The sequence below is a fragment of the Oceanicella sp. genome (genome assembly GCF_056449545.1).
Genome location: NZ_JBWOMN010000061.1, coordinates 62,974 through 83,385 on the forward strand (window position 1 = coordinate 62,974; position 20,412 = coordinate 83,385).

5 protein-coding genes are annotated in these 20,412 nt (G+C 70.2%); all 5 read left to right on the plus strand.

Translation table 11 applies throughout. The annotated features are described in order from the left end of the window. Nucleotides 1-103 precede the first annotated feature (103 nt). A complete protein-coding gene (locus tag AC1HC7_RS08535; protein WP_479498927.1) occupies nt 104-14,638 on the plus strand; it encodes an Ig-like domain-containing protein in 14,535 nt (4,844 codons plus the stop codon). 124 nt (nt 14,639-14,762) lie between these two features. Further along, nucleotides 14,763-16,772, plus strand: coding sequence for a calcium-binding protein (locus tag AC1HC7_RS08540; protein WP_479497130.1), 2,010 nt, complete (start codon nt 14,763-14,765; stop codon nt 16,770-16,772). Between the two features lie 187 nt (nt 16,773-16,959). Beyond that, a complete protein-coding gene (locus AC1HC7_RS08545) occupies nt 16,960-18,690 on the plus strand; it encodes a caspase family protein (protein ID WP_479498928.1) in 1,731 nt (576 codons plus the stop codon). A 17-nt stretch (nt 18,691-18,707) separates the two neighbouring features. Beyond that, entirely contained in the window at nt 18,708-19,499 is a 792-nt protein-coding gene (locus AC1HC7_RS08550; RefSeq protein ID WP_479497132.1) for a peptidoglycan-binding domain-containing protein, read from the plus strand. A gap of 389 nt (nt 19,500-19,888) precedes the next feature. Next, nucleotides 19,889-20,101 (plus strand): hypothetical protein, encoded by a 213-nt coding sequence (locus AC1HC7_RS08555; RefSeq protein ID WP_479497133.1) that lies wholly within the window; start codon nt 19,889-19,891, stop codon nt 20,099-20,101. The last annotated feature ends 311 nt before the right edge of the window (nt 20,102-20,412 follow it).

The window sequence follows — 20,412 nt, forward strand, 5'->3', positions numbered from 1 at the left end:
CTGTGTTTTCTTGACGATTTACGGTATCGTTCACCAACAGCGGATCGCGCCATTGGTCGCGCGGTCGCCCCCCGCAAGGTCTTTTGCGCGAAGGAATTCGACCATGTATTACCGCAAGCTGAATGACATGTTCTTCCGCATCCGCCTGAGCGACCCGGCGCTGGCCGCCGCATGGCCGACCGGCGGGGATGAGGCGGATTGGCCCGATCCTTTCGGCGCGACCGGCGGCGCGGTCAGCGCCATGCGCGAGGATTGGCGCATGAGCGCCGGGCTGCCCCCGCGCGACGCGGCCGCCGGGGTCGTCGGCGTCGTCGGGGGCGTCGGGGTGGGGGCGGTTTTCGCGCCGCGCGACGCCGAGGCCGCGCATGGCGCACGGGCCCCGGAAGCGCGCCTCGACGCGCCGGCATCCGATGCGGCGCAGGGCTTCGCGCGCGCCGTCGCCGGGCTGAAGCTGCGCGGCGACGCCGGGGCGAACCTGCTGCGCGGCAAGGGCGGGGCGGACACGCTGCTGGGGTTGGCGGGCGATGACCGGCTGTTCGGCGGCGGCGCCAATGATCGGCTGGCGGGCGGGCTCGGCGACGACCGGCTGGTCGGCGGGGCCGGCAATGACCGGCTGCTGGGCAATGCCGGGGCGGATGTGCTGCTGGGCAAGGCCGGGGCCGACATCCTGCTGGGCGGCGGCGGCGACGACACCCTGAACGGCGGCGGCGGCGACGACCGCCTTGTGGGCGGCGGCGGCGACGACCGGCTGCTGGGCAAGGCCGGCGCGGACACCATGCTGGGCAAGGCCGGCGCCGACACCCTGCTGGGCGGCGGCGGCGACGACCGGCTGGTGGGCGGCGGCGGCGCCGATCTGGCCAGGGGCGGCGGCGGCGCCGACCGGATCATCGGCGGCGGCGGCAATGATTCGATCATCGGCCAGGCCGGGAACGATTCGCTGACCGGCGAGGCCGGGCGCGACGACCTGCGCGGCGGTTTCGGCAATGACCGCATGGCCGGCGGCGGCGGCGCGGACACGCTTTACGGCCAGGGCGGCGCCGACACCATGTTCGGCGACGGCGGCGCCGACACGCTGTATGGCGACGCGGGCGATGATACGCTTTACGGCGGCGCCGGGGGCGACGCGCTGTTCGGCGGCGCCGGCGACGACACCATCTTCGCCGGCGACGGCGACGACGCGATCAACGCCGGGCCGGGCGCGGATTCGGTGAATGGCGGCGCCGGCGTCGACACGCTGCTGCTGACCGGCGAGGCCGGCGAATACGCGGTCATCAAGCAGGGCGCGGGCTTTCGCATCGTGCATCGCGGCGGCGGCGACGGCACGATCGACGCGGTCAATGTGGAGAAGGTGAAATACGGCGCGGCGGCGGTCTCGGCGCTGGCCTCCAACCCGGTGGGCGAGCTGCGCGACGCCGACGCGACCGACGACAAGCTGCTGGAGACCGCGCCGGGCGGCGCCAGGCCCGGCATCACCGCCGCGGCGGTTGATCCCGACGGCGAAGCGGTGAGCTATTCGATCAGCGACGCGCGCTTCGCGATCGACGCGGCGGGCGTGGTCTCGGTGGTGTCGGGCGGCGTGTTCGACGCCGGGACCGAATCCACCGTGTCCTTCATCGTCACCGCCGAATCGCGCGACGGCAGCATCAGCCAGCGCCAGTTCGACGTGGAGATCGTGCCCGAGGCCGAGGCCCTGAAAGGCGCGCTCGACAACGACACCGGCGCCAGCGCCACAGACGGGCTGACCAACGACCCCACCCTGCGCGCCGAAATCGTCGGCGCCGGCGCGGTCACCGCGCTGAGCGTCGCCATCGACGGCGGCGCGGCGCAGGCCTTCGGCGCGCTCGACGCCAGCGGCGTGGCGCTGTTCACGCCCGCCGGGCTGGCGGACGGCGCCCACAGCGCGGTGATCACCGCCACCTTCGCCAGCGGCGCCATGGCTGTCGACACCGTCGACTTCACCCTGGATTCCGCCGCCCCGGACGTGGCGAAATTCGCGCTCGCGCCATCGTCGGACAGCGGCGTCGTGGGCGACGGCGCCACCGGCTACGGCGTGGTGTCGCTGCTGGGCGAAACCGAGCAGGGCGCCGTGGCGCGCCTTGGCGCGGACAAGGCGCTGGCCGGCGCCGGCGGGCGGTTCTCGTTTTCCGACGTCGAGGTCGCGACCGGCGACAACGATTACGATCTGGAGGTCGAGGACGCGGCCGGCAACACCGCGCAGGCCAGCCTCACGCTCACCGGCAACGCCGACGGCACGCCCTCGCCGGTGATCTTCTGGACCCGCGCGGCGCTGGACGCGATCGCTCAGGACGCGATGATCGACACCCACGCCTCGCGGCTGCTGGCCATGGTTTCCGTGGCCATGCATGACGCCGTGGCGGCGATCGACGGGGGCAATCCGTTCCTGGTCGCGGGCGAGGCGGCGGCAGGCCTGTCCATGACCGCCGCGGTGGCGGCGGCGGCCCATGGGGTGCTGGCCTACGCCTTTCCCAGCTTCGCCGCCGATCTCGACGCGAAGCTGGCCGATTACCTGTCGGGCGAGGACGCGGCCGCCGTGGCGGCGGGCAAGACGCTGGGCGGGGACATCGCCGACACGGTGATCGCGCTGCGCGACGGCGACGGCTGGGATGATTTCGAAAGCTATCCGGGGTCCGAGGAGGTCGGCTACTGGCGCCCGACCGCGCCGCTCTACGATATTCCGCTGACCCCGAATTACGCCACCATGGACACCTGGGCCACGGACGGCCCGGCGCAGTTTCGCGTCGGCGGGCCGCCGGCGCTGACCTCCGCCGCCTATGCGGACGCGGTGGCCGAGGTGCGCACGCTGGGCGCGCGCGACAGCGCGGCGCGCAGCGACGACCAGACCGAGGCGGCGCGTTTCTGGTCCGACGGGCTGGGCACCTACACCACGCCCGGCCACTGGGCCGACATCGCCATGGATCTGGCCGAGGCCGACGGGCTCGGCATCGCCGAGACGGCGCGCCTCGGGGCGATGCTCAGCGTCGGGATCGCCGACGCGATGATCGCCGCCTGGGACGCCAAGTACGAATACGGGCTCTGGCGGCCCAGCGATGCGATCCAGAACGCCGATGACGACGGCAACCCCGCCACCTCGCCAGACGCGGATTGGGCGTCGTTTCTGATCAACCCGGCGCATCCGGAATACGTGTCGGGGCATTCCTCGGCCTCGGGCGCCGCGGCGGCGGTGCTGGCCGAGGTGTTCGGGGACGACACCGCGTTCTCCACCACGTCGCTGGGGCTCGACGGCGTCACCCGCAGCTTTGACAGCTTTTCCGAGGCGGCGGCGGAAAACGGCATGAGCCGCATCTGGGGCGGGGTGCATTTCGGGTTCTCCAACGACGACGGGCTGGCGCTGGGCGCCGATGTGGCCGAACGGGTGCTCGACGCCTTTGACAAGGGCGAGGACACCGCCGCCCCGAAGATCCTGTTCGACGCCCCCGACGGCGACGTCGTGGCCGGGGATTCCACCGTCGCGGGGGTGACGCTCGACGGGCTGTCGGGGGTGGCGAGCCTCACGGTCTCGGTCAATGGCGGCGCGGCGCAGGCCGTGACCGTGGCCGCTGACGGCGGGTTTTCCCACGCGCTGAGCGGGCTGGCCGACGGGGCGCTGGCGCTGGTGTTCACCGCCACCGACGCCAGGGGCAACGCCGCCAGCGAGACCCTGAACCTGACCCGCGACGGGGCGGCGCCGACCATCGCCCTGACCTCGCTGAGCGACGGCGGCGCCATCGCGCCGGGCGCGCGGCTGGCGGGGGTGGTCGACGGCACCGGGTCGGCCATCGCCGGGTTCAGCTTCAGCATCGACGGCGGGCTGGACCGCGCGATCACCTTCGACGCCGACACCGGCGCGTTTTCCAAGGGCGTCGATCTGGGCGATCTGGCGGCGGGGGATCACGACATCGCGCTCACCGCCCGCGACGCGGCGGGCAACGAGACCGTCGAGACCCTCACCGTGACCCTGGCCGAGGCGCTGCCCTTCCAGGTCAAGACCCTGTCCCCCGCCGACGGCGCCGAGGATGTGGGCGTCACCTTCCGCCCGGTGGTGGAATTCACCCGCCCGGTGGATCCGGACACGCTCGACAATGACAGCTTCTTCGCCACCGACGCCGGCGGCGCCAAGCTGCCCGCGACGGTGCTGCTGTCCGCTGACGGCAAGACCGCCTGGATGTTCTTCGCCGACCCCATGCCCGGGGCGCAGAGCGTCACCCTGCATCTCGACGGCGCGCTGATCGCCGCGCTCGACGGGACCAAGCTGGACGGCGACGGCGATCAGGCGCCGGGCGGCGACTATGAATCCGGCTTCCAGACCGTCAGCCGCGCGCCGGCGCCGGGCACCTCGCTGTCGGGCTTCGTGGTCGGGCCGGGGGCGGATCTGAAACCCATGACGGTGGATGATTTCTCGGTCGGGCCGGACGGCGCCGCGCATACCGACGACGACGAATTCCTGGTCCCGATCGCCGGCGCGCGGGTGTGGATCCTCGGGGCCGAGGACGTGGTGGTCACCACCGACGCGACCGGCTTCTTCGAATTCACCGAGGTGCCGGCCGGCACGGTCAAGGTGGCCATCGACGGGCGCAGCGCCAGCAACGCGCCGGAGGGCTATTTCTACCCCGAGATGGTGCTGGACGTGGACATCACGCCCGGCGAGGCCAACACGCTGATGGATTCCATGGGCGACGACGCCCAGCGCGACGCGAATGCCGGGCGCGGCGAGGTCTATCTGCCCCAGATTTCCGAAAAGATCCTGGTGGACATCCTTTCGGATCAGGAAACCGAGGTCGGGGTGCCCGCCGAGGGCGCCGCCAACCTCACCGACGAACAGCGCGGCGCCATCAAGCTGGTGGTGCAGCCGGGCGTCGCGGTGGACGAGAACGGCGTGCCGGTCAACGGCGCAAGCATCGGCATATCCACCGTGCCCCCGGAACTGGTGCGCGACATGCTGCCGCCGGGGATCATGCAGCACACCTTCGACCTGACCATCCAGGCGCCCGGGTCATCGACCTTCACCACCCCCGCCGAACTGACCCTGCCCAACGTGTTCGGCGCGGCGCCGGGGACCACGCTGAACGTGCTGAGCTTCGATCACACCACCGGGCGGCTGGTGATCGAGGGCACGGCCACGGTCTCCGAGGACGGCAAGACCGTGACCACCGATCCGGGCACCGGCATCACCAAGCCCGGCTGGCACGGGCTGACGCCGCCGGGCGGCAATGGCTGCGACGGCGGGCCGCCGCTCGGCCCCGACGACATCGACCCGGACGCCCCGGTGACCGCGCTCGACCCCTTGACCATGCCGCTGTATTTCCACGACGGCGAGGGCGGCATCCGGTTTTCGCGCGAATGGAGCGCCCCTGACGCGCTGCCCGAAACCCCGCCCAACCCCGATGCCGACGCCGACTGCCCAGAGGCCGCCGACGACCCCGAAGGCAAGGAGCAGCCCTGGACCCAGGTCACCATCAAGATCGAGGGCCCGCTGGCGGACTTCGCCAGCAAGGCGGGCAATCTGGCCTTGGCCGACCAGAGCTTCGTGCTGCGCGCGGGCACCCAAGCCGAACGCGGATTCGCGTTTTCGTTCAAGGATTTCGAGGCGATGTTCGGGGCCGGCGGCCTGAAGAATGTCGAGGCCAGCAAGCTTTACGGCTCAAAGATCAACATCGAGGTGCGCGAACAGGCCGCGGACGGCGGCCAGACCGTCACCACGCAGGACGTCTTCGTGTCCCGTTTCATCGACGCAAGCGACGACGCGCACACCGACGGCAGGTGGGAATTCGCCCAGACCGTGAATGACGGCCCCGCCGACAGCACCCGCGACGTGCCGCTGGAGATCATCGGCTTCGAGCCCGATGTGAGCATCGACAACGGCAAGAATTTCTTCCACGCCAAGACGCTGGGCCAGGTCTGGTTCGATCCGGTGGAGACCGGCGCGGCGCTGACCGACAGGCTCAGCGTCGACTTCACCGCCCAGGGCGGGGGCGCGGCGGGCAAGATCGACCTCGCCGGCAAGGGCGTGAGACCGGAGAAATACTTCTTCAAGGCCGACAGTTTCGAAAACCTGCTGAAGGACGTGGCCGACCCGGCCAAGTATCCCGACCTCAACGCCACTCAGCGCGCGCTGATCGACACCAAGGCCGAACGCGACGCGATCCTGGACAAGATCGGCGAGCAGACGCAGAAATTCTTCGACGACGCCGGGCTGAAGGGGATATCCGAAACCACCAGTTCCGCCGGCGCCAACATCATCGATTTCCTCGACGGGCGGGCGGAGATCAACCGCAACGCGGCGGGCGCCATCACCGGCTACGGGCTCGGCGGGGCGACGGCGGCCTTCGCCGCCTCGGACATCGATTTCGACAAGGTGATCGACCTCTACGTCAACCGCGCCGACTATTCGAAGCAGGAACTGTCGTTCCGCGCCGCCGAAGTGTTCAACAACGACCTCGGCGGGCCGATCGCCTTCTATCTCGACAATTTCTTCCTCAGCGCCAGTCAGTCGGACAGCGTCAGCGACCTGAAATTCGCGCTCGGGCACAACAGCGCCCACGAAATCGGCCATAATCTGGGGCTGCTGCACACCAAGCAGGGCGCGACGATCCTGGTGCCCGGCGGCGGCACGGACGTGATGGCGCAGGGGCTCTACAACACCGACACGCAGGATTTCATCAAGACGCTGGACGCGGCGCGGCTGGGGCTGCACGCCGACTGGTCCCCGGCGCAGGCGGTGCAGGCGCTCAGCTACTACAACACCATCAACACCTCGTCGGCGGGCTATGTCACGGGCATCAACAACGGCGTCGGGCTGACCCTGCCCGACACCCCCAACGACCCGTTCTCGCCCGTCGAGGGTCCGGCGCTGGAGGTGCTGTTCGCCGATGGGCAGGCGGTGTTTGACAGCGTCGATCTGGGCACGGTTCTGGCCGACGGCGCCGGGGGCGAATCCGGGGTCGTGACGCTGACTTTCCTCAATTTCGGCTCGGAAATCCTGCTGATCGACGATTTCGCCAGCTCCAACGCCGCCTTCGCGGTCAGCGCCCCGGCGGGGGAGATCGCGCTCGACCCGGGCGAATCCGTCGAGATCACCGTCAGCTTCGACCCCGCGACGGCGGGCGGGGCCTTCGGGTCGCTCAACTTCACCGCCAATGACGACCGCGCCGAGACCGAGATCGCGCTCGGCGGCCTTGGCAAGGCCAGCGGCGCCTGGCTGACGCTGAGCTTCGACGACGGCAACAATCTGGGCGGGCTGGAACTGTCCGACGCCGACCTGCCGCGCAAGACCGCGACCATCCGCAACGACGGCGACGCGGCGCTGGTGATCGACGCCATCGCCTTCAGCGGCGACGCGGGCTTCGGCCTGCCCGATCTGCCCGGGGATCTCGCGACCAGCCCGATCTCGCTGGCCTTCGGGGAAACCTTCGCCTTCGATTTCACCTTCGACGCGCTCAACGCCGGCATCAGCCGCGGGCTGCTCGACATCAGCTCCAACGACATGTCCGGCGCGCTCAGCGACCCGGCGGTGATCGGCACGGGGTTCGAGGGGCTCGAATATTTCGACTGGGGCGACGATTACGTGGCCGTGGAGATCAACGGCGAATACCTGCGCACCGTCAGTTCCGGCAGCGGCGATTTCGAATTCTTCCTGCCGGCGGAGACCGCCTACCACGTATCGGTCTTCGACCCAGACAGCGGGCTGATCGCCCATGGCTACGGCGAGACCCCGGCCTCCGGTCTGGGCACGGACCTGACCTCGGGGCTGGTGTTCAAGGCCAGCGTCGCCGACGACAGCGATTTCGACGGGCTGGCCGACGACATCGAGAAAACCATCGGCTCGTCGGCGCTGCGCGCCGACAGCAATGATGACGGGGTGTCCGATTTCGACGCGATCAAGCTGGGGCTGAACCCGCTCGACGGGGTCAGCGACGCCACCGGCGTCATCGACACGCTGGATCTGGGCGGCGCGGTGCGCGACGTGCTGATCCTGCAGGATGCGCCGGGCTTTGACGACGCCGTGGCCCTGGCCCTGACCGCGACCGGGCTGTCGGTGGTGGATCTCTCCGATCCGCGCGACCCGGTGCTGGCGTCGCAGATCGCGCTGGGCCCGGCGCCCGTGGGCGCCGCCCATGACGCGCTGTTCGGGCGGCTGGCGCTGACCTTCGCCGATGGCTCGGCGGCGTTTTTCGGGCTTGCGGATCTGCTGCAGAACGGCGCCGACGCGGTGGCGACGCCCATGACCGACGCCGGCGCCTCGACCGCCATCGTGGCGCTGAACGGCGTGGCCTATTTCGGCAAGAGCGGCGCCGTGGCCGCCCATGACCTGAACACCGGAGAGATCCTCGCCAGCACGGAGCTGACCGGAGTCGGCGCGGTGCGCGGGCTGACGCGCGAGGGCGATCACCTTTACGCGCTGACCGATGACGGGCGGCTGCACACGCTGGAGATCGGCTTTGGCGGCGCGCTGAGCGAGCGCGGATCGATCAACGCCGCCGTGACCGGCGCCGAGCGGGACCTGTTCGCCGCCGAGGGCGTGGTCTACATCCCCGCCGGCAACGGCTTCCTCGGCGGCTTTGTCAGCGTCGATGTGTCCGACCCCACGGCGCCGGCGGGGCTGAGCGGCGTCGATGACGGCGCGCTGGGCGGGACCTCGATCGCGCTGAACGGGTCGGGGCTGGCGCTGACCGTGGGCGCGGTGGGCGGCGTCGGCGCCGCCAACGCGGTGGATCTGGTCGATGTGTCCGACCCCGCGGACACCGGCGCGCTGGTGACGCGCTTCACGCTCGACGCCGCGCCGCTGGCCGCGACCATCGCCCGCGGGCTTGCCTATGTTGGCGACGCGGCCGGCAACCTGCATGTCATCAACTACCTGTCGCGCGACGTGGACGGGGTGGCGCCGGTCGTCACCGTCACCACGCCGCCCGCGGACGAGGACGCCGCCGCGGACGGGGTGCAGATCCTCGAAGGCGCGCGCATCGCCTTTCGCGCCGCCATCGCCGACGACGTGCAGGTCGGTTTCGTCGAACTGCTGATCGACGGCGCGGTGGCGCTGCGCGATCTGGATTATCCGTTCGAATACGCCGTGCCCGCGCCGCTGCTCAAGGACCTGCCCGCCGGGGTCGACGCCATCACCGTGCAGCTGCGCGCCACCGACACCGGCGGCAACGCCGGGCTGTCCGAGGCGATGGTGCTGCAGATCATCCCCGACACCATCGGCCCGACGCTGGTGGAAAGCAGCATCGACGACAGCGGCGCCGTGGGCCGGTCCACCCGCAGCTTCCGCTTCGATTTCTCCGAGCCGATCCAGGACGGGCCCGACGGCGAAAGCCCCATCGCCCTGATCGCGCCGGGCGGCGGCGCCATCGCCCCGGACAGCGTGGTCTTCAACCCGGCGACCGGCGAAATCGTCCTCGCCATGCCGGAACTGACGCCGGGGGATTACCGTTTCGAGATCGACCAGAGCAAGATCCTCGACCTTGCGGGCAACCCCATGGGCGACGCGGTCCAGACCATCGATTTCACCGTGGACCTGTTCTCGCTGGTCTGGATCGGCGCCGATGACGGGTCCTGGAGCGACGCGGCGAACTGGTCGGCCGGGCGGATGCCGTTCGCCACCGACGACCTGCTGATCGACGTGGCCGGCGCCCCCACCGTGACCCTGACCGCGTTCATCGGCGATGTCGCGGTCGCGACGCTGGTCAGCCGCGAGGAACTGGTGGTGAGCCGCGGCGCGAGGCTCACCATCGCGGGCGATTCCGACATCGACCGCCTGGTGATCGACGGCGGCACGGTGGTGTTCGACGGCGCCGCCAGCATCGGCGAACTGGTGATCCTCAACGGCGGCGTGCTGGACGGCGACGGCGACGTGTCGGTGACCGGGGATTTCTCCTGGGTGAACGGCAGCGTTTTCGGCGACGGCGCGCTGGTCGTGGAAGCCGGCGCCACCGCCGATATCGGCCCGCCGGAGGATCCGCAGACCGGTTTCCGCAGCTATGACGCCTTTCTGTCGATGGCGCGGGCGATGACCATCGAGGGCGAGGCGGACATGCATCGCAGCCATGTCACGCTGGGCCGACAGCGCTATGACACGGATCTGGCGCAATTCGTGCAGGAGGACGGCGACCTGGAAATCGCCGCCGGGGGCGTGCTCAACCTGCGCAGCGCGTTCTCGGATTTCGCCAGCAGCAAGAACTGGTTCCACGGCTTTTCCTTCAGCTATGAATCCGGGCGGCCGGACGTGAGGTCCTCCATCGTCAACAACGGCGTCATCAACAAGCTGGGCGGCGGGCTGTCCGATCTGGACGGGGTGATCTCCGGCGCCGGCGCCTACAACGCCGTGGATGGCGGCTTCGCGCTGCGCGGGCAGCTCGCGGCGTCGGAAGCGGGCGGGTTTGACGGATTGACGCTCGCCAACGGCCTGCTGACGATGGATGCGGATCTGGCGCTCGACCGACTGGACATGGTCGGCGGCATGGTGTTCGGCGATGGCGACCTGACCATCGCCGACCGGCTGGAAATGCGCGAGGGCGCGGCCATGGGCGGCGCCGGGACGACCACGCTGGCCGAGGGCGCAACGGCGCTGCTCGGCAGCGATTTCGACCCCTATGGCGGTTTGTCCTACCGCACCAGCGACGTGGTTTATCTGCAGCGCGACCTGAACGTCGCCGGCGATCTGCATATCGAGCAGGCCCGGGTCGAGCTGGGCGCGCGGGTCTATGACGCCTCGGTGCAGGACTTCGCGGTGCGCGACGGCAAGCTGCATGTCGCCGCCACCGGCACGGTGAACATCGAGGGCGCCAACACGGCGATCAGACGGCGGGATTCCGTCGCCCTTGGCGCATTCGTCAATGACGGCGCGGTGACCAAGACCGGCGGCGGCGTCACCGAGATTTCGGCCACGGCGTCGGGAAGCGGCGGCATATCCGTCGTGGACGGGGTGATCGAACTGACCGGCGACGAGATCTTCGACCTCACCGACATGTCGGGCGTCAGCGAATTGCGGGTCAATGGCGGGCGGCTGGTGGTGCAGAGCGCCATCAGCCTCGACAAGCTCGATCTGGCCAACGGGCAGCTGATCCTGCGCGGCGACGGCGCGCTCACCGTCGGCGACATGCAGTGGACCGGCGGCGACATCCGCGGCGACGGCCAGTTGATCGTGCCGCTGGGCGGGACCATCGACATCGGCCTCACCCCGCCGCCGGAGCGCGGCGATTTCTGGAGCACCGCGGTTCTGCGCCTCGACGCGACGCTGGAAATCGCCGGCGCGGCGCAGATGCGCAACGCCCGCGTGGGGCTCGGCGGCAACGGCTTCGACCCGCTCGAGGCGGCCAACGCGGTCTATCCGGGCGCGATCGAGGTGAAACCCACCGGCGTGCTGACGCTGCTCGGCCATAACGTGCGCATCGACGAGGACGCGGCGCAGGCCAACAGCTTCGTCAATGACGGCGTCATCCGGGTGAAGGACGGGGTCGCCGAGCTCGGGGCCGACATCTCGGGCGACGGCGCGATCGAATACGAGAACGGCGAACTGAATCTGATCGCGGGCGAATTCACCCTCACCGCGGCGCTCGACCTGTCGCGCATCACGGTGTCGGGCGGCACGCTGATCGTCGCCGAGGCCGCCAGCCTTGACGGGCTCACCGTCACCGGGGGCAGCGTGGCGCTGCAGGCGGACCTCACGGTGGACGGCGAATTCGCCTGGCTTGGCGGTCGGATCGCCGGCGTCGGCGCGCTGAGCGTCGCCGCCGCCGCGACCGCTGAACTGGGCTTGCCCTTCGACGCGGAGACCAACGCCGGGGCGGCGAGCCTCTATCTCGGGGCCGAGCTTGAAGTGCTCGGCGCGCTCGATCACGGGGTCGCCAACCTGAAGCTCGGGCTCACCGAAAGCGCGGTCCAGCTTCCCGGCCATGTCACCGTCGGGGTCGACGGGGTCTATCGCTTCAACGCCTACAACGCCGACATCACCCGCGGGTCGAATATCGCCGGCAACGGTTTCGTCAACCATGGCGCGGTGATCAAGACCGCGCAGGGGGTCAGCACCATCAGCGATCTCGTGGCCTATTCCAGCGACGGGACCGTCACCGCCGTCGACGGCCTGCTGGAAACCCCCGGCGGCGATGTCGGCGCCTACGCGCCGCCCGCCGACATTCCGCGCCCCGTCGATCCGGGGCGCAGCGACGACGTGCTCGCGGATGGCGAACTGCGCGGCGGCGAGACCCTGACGCTGACCAACGGGGAAAGCCTGACCGGGCTCACGATCAACGGCGGCACGCTGATCGTCGAGGGCGGGGTGGACATCGCCGACCTGACCCTGCTGAGCGGCGAGATCACCGGCGGCGACGTCACCGTCACCGGCGATTTCCGCTGGAATGGCGGCACGCTGAGCGGCGCCGGCACGCTTGCCGTCGCGGACACCGCCACGGCGCTGTTCGGCGCGCAATGGGACGAGAACGGCAGTGATCCCGCGGTCGCGCTGAATCTGGCCCGGGACATCGTGCTGGAGGGCGACGCGACGCTGGAGCGCGCGACCATCCAGGCCGGACGCCGGGTGTTCGACGCGGATCTGGGCGAGTTCGTGGACGAGGAGGGCTGGGTGATCGTCGATGCCGGCGTCACCTTCACCCTGTCCGGGCGCAACGCCGATTTCCGCCACATCGCCCAGGTCGTGGCCAGCGGGATCGTCAACAACGGCACGGTGATCAAGGACGCGGGCGGCGTTGGCCAATTGTCGGTGGATTACATGGGCGACGGCGCGGTGAGCATCATCGACGGCGTGATCGAGATCGGCTTGGGCGGCGAATTCCACCTCACGGCGGATACCGGCATCGACGCCATCGTGGTGGATGGCGGCACGCTGGTGGTGGAGGACGCGGTCAGCATCGACCGCCTGACCATCCGTTCGGGCGAATTGACCGGCGGCGGCGACCTGAGCGTGCAGCAGCGGTTCGACTGGGCCGGGGGCGCGCTGGAGGGCGGCGGGCGGCTGATCGTCGCCGACGGCGCGATGATGGAGGCCGGCTCCGGGCGCGGCCCCGACGAATTCTCCTCGGCCACAAGGCTGTATCTGAACCGGACGCTGGACCTGTTCGGCGACGGCGACATCGAACAGGGGCTGCTCGACATCGGCGACCAGGTCTGGAACCCCGCCACCTCGCAATACGACATCAACGCCGGGGCGCTGAACGTGAAGGCCGGCGCGCTGCTGCGCCTGATCGGCCCTGACGCGGACATGCAGGGCTGGGGCGTCGCGGAGGACACGCTCGGGGCGGCGGGCCACGGCTTGGCCGGCATCGCCGACCTGGTCAATGACGGCACGGTGCTCAAGACCGGCGGCGGCACCTCCAACCTCGCCGGGGCGATCACCGGCGACGGGGCGTTCGAGGTCGAGACCGGCCGTTTCGCCATCGGCAGCGGCGCGCATCTGACGCTTGACGGCGGGCTGGATTTCGCGGCGCTGGCGGTGACCGGCGGCGGGTACGTGACCGTCTCGACGGCCACGGCCTTCGACAGCCTGACGGTGGAGGGCGGATCGATCCGCGCCGACGCCGACGTGACGGTCACCGGCAGTCTCGATTTCGACAGCGGCAATATCTTCGGCGATGGCGCCCTGACGCTGGATGCGGGCGCCACGGGGCTGATCGGCGAGGTCGCCGAACAGGACCAGAGCTTCTTCGTCAGCCAGCAGGCGCGTCTGGGGCTCGCGACCACGGTGAACGGGGCGCTGGCGGTGGAGCAGGGGGCGCTCTGGCTCGGGTCGAACATCTACAATTATTCGACGCAGACGACGGAAACCCAGTCTTCGCGGCTCACCGTCGCGGCGGGCGGCTCCATCGACATGCGCGGGGCGCTCACGGCCATTTTCCAGCTGCCGGGCGACGGCGATTCCGGGCTGACGAATGACGGCCTGATCTCCAAGACCGGCGAGGGCTACGGGGATCTCGGGGCGACGATCACCGGCGACGGCGCCTTTGTCAGCAATGACGGCCGCTTCCGGCTGGTGTCGGGCGGCGACATCGAACTGGGCGCCGGGCTGGACGTGGACGGCCTGACGGTGGTGGGCGGCGGCGTGGCCACGCTGGCCGGCGCCGCGGCGCTGGACCGGCTGGACCTGCAGGGGGGCGAGATCTCGGGCGACGGCGATCTTGTCATCGCCGACGAATTCCGCTGGACCGGCGGCCGCATGCTGGGCGAGGGGCGCACCACCGTCGCGGCGACCGCCACGGCGCAGATCGGACCCGAGTCCACGCGCGATGACAGCGGTTTCCAGCAGAGCCTCGTCGAACTGGGGCGCGAGCTGGAATTCGCCGGCGACGGCGCCATCGAACAGGCGCAGGTCGCGCTCGGGGTCAGGGCATTCGATCCGGTCGCCGGGCTCCTGGTGGACATGCCCGGCAGCCTGATCGTCGACGCGGGCGCCACGCTGGAATTCTTCGGTCCGGTCTCGGACATCACGCAGGGTCTGTTCGGGAACACGGACTCGTCGCTGATCAACAACGGCACGCTGCTCAAGACCGGCGGCGGCACGAGCGTCGTCGAGGACAGCATCGCGTTCACCGACAACGGGACCGTCACCGTGGTCAGCGGCGAATTCGATTTCGGCGGGACCTTCATCGGCGAGGATCCGCCGCTGCTGTAGGAAAAAGCGCCGAAATCCGGGCCGGACCAGACCCGGATTTCGGCAATGGGGGGCCAAGCCATTGCGCCAGACGCATCTGACCTTACGTTAGTTGCATTGGTAACCGCACACGAGGATTGGACTCATGGCAGATGATGACCACGGAAACACGGTGAACGACGCCACGGCGCTGGCGCTTGACGCCACGCTGCCCGGCGCCATTCAGAGCGCCGCCGACGTCGACATGTTCAAGATCAACATGCGTTCGACGCAAAGCTACCAGATCACGCTGACGCCCGCCAGCAGCGGCGGTTTCGATGAATTGCGCGCGCCTTTCCTGCGCCTGTATCGGGTCGACGACGCCGGCGCCCAGGTCGAGGTCAAGTTCCAGGCCAATGCCGGCGTGCTGACATTCGCGCCGCCGATCTCGGATGAGTATTTCATCGAGGTGCGCAGCTCTTCCTCTTTCGTCGGCGCCTACACCCTGAACGTGACCGAGATCGACGACGAGGCGGGCGACAGCTTCGGCGACGCAAGGGCGATCGTCAACAACGACCTGATCTACGCGGCGCTTGGCGATGGCGACGGCCCCCCGACCACGGATGAGGACTGGTATTCGAGCTTCGTCGGAACCAGCCGCATCTACGTGGCCGAGCTGCGGGGCAATCTCGGATCGTCCTCCTACCCGGGCGCGGCGCAGGTCGAGGTCTATCGCAACAACGGCACGCTGCTCGCCTCCGGCGATCCGATCACCAAGGACGGGTTGAATTCGCATCTGTTCTTCTACACCGGCGCGGAAAATCATCTGCGATACCGGGTCTTCGACGACACCGATGACGACAGCAGCTATCAGTTCAACGTCAGTTACGCGTCGAGCATCCGCAGCCGCAGCGTCGGCGCCGACTACGATGAATCCCTCGCCTCGCAGGCGCAGATCAACCTGTCGCGCTACACGCTCAGCGAAGGCGTCACCTACGGCTTCCAGGTCCGGATCAAGGACGGCGCAGAGGCCCCGGTCAGCGGCATCGAGATGAGCATGTTCGACTATGACAACGGCGTGCCCGGCCAGACGCTGCTCAACGAACGCCATGCGGGCATCGCGGACCGGGGCGTTTCGCTGTCGGTGGACTCGAGCGGCTCCTACTACCTTGGCATCGAGGGGCCGATAGGCGTTGAGCAGACGCAATACACCCTGTCGAGCTTCGTGCTGGCGGACGAGAACGACAACACCTTCACCCTGCCGGGGCGCGCGCGTCAGGCGGTGAAGGCCTGGGCCGGGGACGACACGGTGACCGGCTCCGCCTTCACCGACACGATTTCGGGCGATGCGGGCGATGACAAGCTCATGGGCCTGCATGGCCGCGACAAGCTGATCGGCGGCGTCGGCCATGACACCTTGCTCGGCGGCGGCAGCAACGACCGGCTGCGCGGCGGCGCCGGCAATGACGACGTGCTGGGGCAGCGGGGCAATGACCGCATGTGGGGCGGCGGCGGCGATGACTACCTGGACGGCGGCGGCGGCAATGATCGCGCCTGGGGCAACAACGGCGCCGATGAAATGCGCGGCGCGGACGGCAATGACACGCTCTGGGGACATGGCGGCGAGGATCTGATCTTCGGCGGCGCCGGCAATGATTCGCTGTTCGGCGGCAGCCACAACGACACCCTGAACGGCGGCACGGGCAATGACCGGCTGTTCGGCGGCGGCGGCCGGGACAAGCTGGCCGGTCATGCGGGCAATGACAAGCTGGTGGGCCATGGCGGCAATGACCGCCTGTTCGGCGGGGCCGGCAATGACGAACTGCGCGGCGGCAACGGCCATGATTTTCTGGCCGGCGGGCCCGGGCGCGATCTGGTCTTCGGCGGCGGCGGCGCGGACACCTTCCGCTTCGCCAAGGGCGACGGGCGCATGACGGTGGCCGATTTCAGCGCCGCCGACGATTTCCTGCTCGCCGGGTTCAACCGTTCCACCAAGGACGCGCTCAGCCTTGGCCACGATCAGGGGCGCGATTTCGTGATGCAGATCGGCCGCGACGTGCTGGTGATCAAGGACACCCACCGCAACGAGCTTGAGGACCTGGGGCTGGTGAACCCGGACAACACCGGCGACGGCGGCGGCGGCGGGGATGGCGGCGGCGGCGACGGCGGCAACTGAGCCGCGGCGCGGCCGGCTGCGGTCCGGACGCCATCCGACGGGGGTCGGCGCACCCGCGCCGGCCCTGCGCCCGAGGCGGCCCCGCGCCCGGTCTGCGGGTTTTACATGCCATGATTAGGCGGTTATTCTGGGCGGCGTGATGCGCATCCGGTTTCTTCCAGCCGCGGCCCTTGCCGCGCTGCTGACGATGGTCGTTGGCCTTGTCGCCCCGGCGGACGCCGCCGGGCGCCGGGCGCTGGTCGTGGGCAACGCCGACTACACGGCGACCGCGCCGCTGCCCGACGCCATCCGCGACGCCGATGAAATCGCCGCCGCGCTGCGCACGCTCGGCTTCGCGGTGGATGAACGCCGCAATCTCAGCTTCGCCAATTTCTCCGACGCGCTGGTGGACTATTATCGCGCCGGCAGCGAGGCCGATGTCTCGGTGTTCTTCTACGCCGGGCACGCGATTTCCATCGACGGGCAGAACTACCTGCTGCCGGTGGATTTCGACGCCAAGACCCCGACCGAGGCGAAGTTCCGCGCGCTGGAGGCGCAACTGGTGGTGCAGACCCTCGCGGACACCTCGAAAACCGCGCTGATCTTTCTCGACAGCAGCCGCGACAACGCCTGGGCGAAGCGGTTTCGCGAACAGGGCGCGGGATCGCGCGGGCTGGCGGCGATGTCGCCGCGCGCGGCCGGCACGATGATCTCCTTCGCCGCCGAACCGGGGCGGCTGGCGCGCGACGGCGCCGGACGCAGCCCCTACGCCAAGGCGCTGCTGGAATTGCTGCCGGCGCAGGATCTGACCCTTTCCGGCTTGATGGCGCGCCTGCGCGTGCGGGTGCGCGACCTGACCGGCGCCGCTCAGGTTCCGTGGATGCGCAGCAGCCTCGCCGGCGAATTCCGGTTTCGCGCCAAGGCGAAGAAACCCGCCACCGCCTCTGCGCCGCGCTTTCAGGCCGAACTGGGGGCCTGGCGCAGCGCGCAGTCGATCAACACCGCCGAGGGCTTCGCGCGGTTTCTTGCGGAGTATCCCGACAGCGTGTTCGCGCCGCTGGCCAAGGCGGCGATCGCCGCGCGCGCGCCGGCGCCTGACCCGACGCCCGAGGCCGCGCCGGCGCCCGCGCAGCAGGTCGCCGCCGGCCCCTCCATCGCCGAGCGCGAATTGTGGGAAGCGGCGCGCCAGCTCAACACGCTGGCCGGGTATGACCGCTATGTGCGGCGCTATCCCGACGGCGCCTTCAGCCTCGCCGCAGATGTGCGCCGCGAGATCCTGTTGGCCGAGGCGGATCGTCGCCGCGCCGAATCGGCGGCGGCGCGCGCGCCCGCCGCGTCGAGCACGCTGCTGGTGATCGAATCCGCCCAGCCCACGGCGATCCGCACCATTCCGCCCACGGGCGAGCCCGCGCAGCCGGTGCAGGCGCCCACCGTGCGCGACCCGGCGACGGATGACGCGCAAACCGACGCGGCGCGAAAGCGGGCGCGCGCGCAGCAGGAGGCCGCGCGGCTGGCGGCGCTGAGCGCCGAGCGCGAACGCGCGCGGTTGCTGGAGGGCGCCGAGGCCCGGGCGCTGGCCCGCATCCACGAGGCGCCGCTGGAGGAATTCCAATGGGCGCTCAAGGGGCTGGGCTATTACAATGCCCGCGTTGACGGGCGCACCGGCCCGGGCACCAAGCGCGCGATCCGCGCCTTCCAGCGCCAGATCGGCGGCGCCGCCACCGGCAAGCTGAGCGACGCGCAGGCGCTGCAGTTGATCGAGATGGCCGCGGCGCAGGGCTACGCCGCCTCCCAGAACACGCTGGGGATCCTCTACGCCACCGGCATCGGCCATGCCGAGGACCCGGTGAAATCGAAGCTCTGGCTGGAGCGGGCGGCGCGTCAGGGCCACAAGGGCGCGCAGGCGAATTTGCGCCGCATCGCCTCCGGGTCGCAATGAAGTCGGAGAACCGCGCCATGCATGTCTCAGCGTCCCTGCTTTCGCGCAGCCTGGCGGTCGCGGCGTTCGCCTGTCTCGCGACGGTCTCGCCGGGGCAGGCGCAGACCGGCGGTTTCGGCGGGTTCTCGGGCTCGGGCGTCGAGCAATCCCCCGACGAGGTCGCGCCCCGGGCCCCTGCCGCCGGCGCCGTCGAACCGGCGCGGGTGTTTCCGGGGCAGCGGGAGGAACGCGCGCTCGGCCTGTCGCGCGGCCAGCGGCGCGACATCCAGGCCGGGCTGGCGAAGCTGGGCTACGACCCGGGCTTGCCGGACGGCGCGCTCGGCCGGCGCAGCCGCCGGGCGATCATCGGCTTTCAGCGAGACGAGGGCCTGTCGACCACCGGATTCTGGACCGCCGAGGCCGGCCGGCGCATGGCCGCGCGTCTGGGCGCCGCGCGCGCCGCGTCAGGGTCCGCGACCGCCGCCGCCCCGCGCAGCGGCGCGACGGCGGGCGGGTCGCAAGCGCCCGCCGCGTCCGAGGGCCCGACAAACGGCCGCTACGTCGCCGCCAAGCCGAAGGATTCCGAATGGTGGGGCACGGCGTCGCTGTCCGGCGGAACGCTGAAGCTGATGCTGAAGGCGCGCTCCGCGACCTCGGGCAACGTGGACACGCTGCGGTGCAGCGGCGGCCTCGGCGCCGATGGCCGGTTCAGCTGCTACCTGCGCCGCTCCGGTTGGCTGACCCGCCGGGTGAAGGGCGTTTTCCCGGTGCTGAAGATCGACGATATCGGTGAAGTGGGCGGCGGCGTGCTGCGATTCACCAAGCAGTGAGCCGCCGCGCCCAGTTCTGCGCCCCAATCCCCGCGCCCGAATTGATCGCCCGAATTGATCGCCCGAATTGATTGCGTCGGCGGACCGGTCCGACAGCGCGTCGCCGGCGGTCGGCCCGTCATTGGACTGGAAGAGCCGCGCCGGGGCGCCGCGCGCCGACCATCGTTGCGCCGGACGACTTCGCAGCGCTGATGCAGGTCGATTGCATCGCCAGCGCATGCATCGGCAGCGGCGTGACCTGTTCCGGCTGTCGCCGCCCGGGGGCGAGGGGCCGGACATGCTCAATTCGACTGAATTTCTCGGCATTGCCCGGGGGCCCCGACGCCCGCGTTAACGTCTCTTAAATCCCCCGAACGCAGAGTTGTTGCGGGGAATGTGGGAGATGGGCGATGAGAGGTTCGATCGTGGGCTGCATGGCGATTGGGTGTTTGCTGGGCGTGACGGCGGCGGTGGCGACCGCCATGGCCGGGTTTCACATCCTGCTGGCGCTGCTGGCCTATTGCATGATCGGGTCGCTGGGCGTGCTCGCCGCCGCGGTGATGAGCGCGCCGCGCGCCGAATGCCATGGCCATGGCGATCAGTCGCCCCTGCGCCCGATCTGATGCCCCGGCGATCTGCGGGCCTCGGGCCGCAATTGCGTTGCGCCGCCGCCCCGCCCCGGGTTTGAGCCTTTCAGGCGCGACCCTGCGTCTGGGGCGGTGTTTTCCTTTGACATTTCCGAAGTCTCCCACCTGAAGGCGCGGCGCTTTGGGGGCCGGGCCGTTGGCGGCGGCGCCTGGCGTGATCGCCGGCGCCTTTCGCCGCCCGGCGCCGCGCTTTGGTTTTTCGCCCGTTTCTTCAGCAGCCAGCGGCGATGGCGGCGGGGGCGCTGCGCGGCGCCGCCGGCGCGGCGCCGCGCGCCTGCGCGTCCTGG

Coding starts and splice junctions, on each gene's coding strand:
- AC1HC7_RS08550 (WP_479497132.1), top strand. CDS start 18,708: ATGCATGTCTCAGCGTCCCTGCTTTCGCGCAGCCTGGCGGTCGCGGCG.
- AC1HC7_RS08555 (WP_479497133.1), top strand. CDS start 19,889: ATGAGAGGTTCGATCGTGGGCTGCATGGCGATTGGGTGTTTGCTGGGC.
- AC1HC7_RS08545 (WP_479498928.1), top strand. CDS start 16,960: ATGGTCGTTGGCCTTGTCGCCCCGGCGGACGCCGCCGGGCGCCGGGCG.
- AC1HC7_RS08535 (WP_479498927.1), top strand. CDS start 104: ATGTATTACCGCAAGCTGAATGACATGTTCTTCCGCATCCGCCTGAGC.
- AC1HC7_RS08540 (WP_479497130.1), top strand. CDS start 14,763: ATGGCAGATGATGACCACGGAAACACGGTGAACGACGCCACGGCGCTG.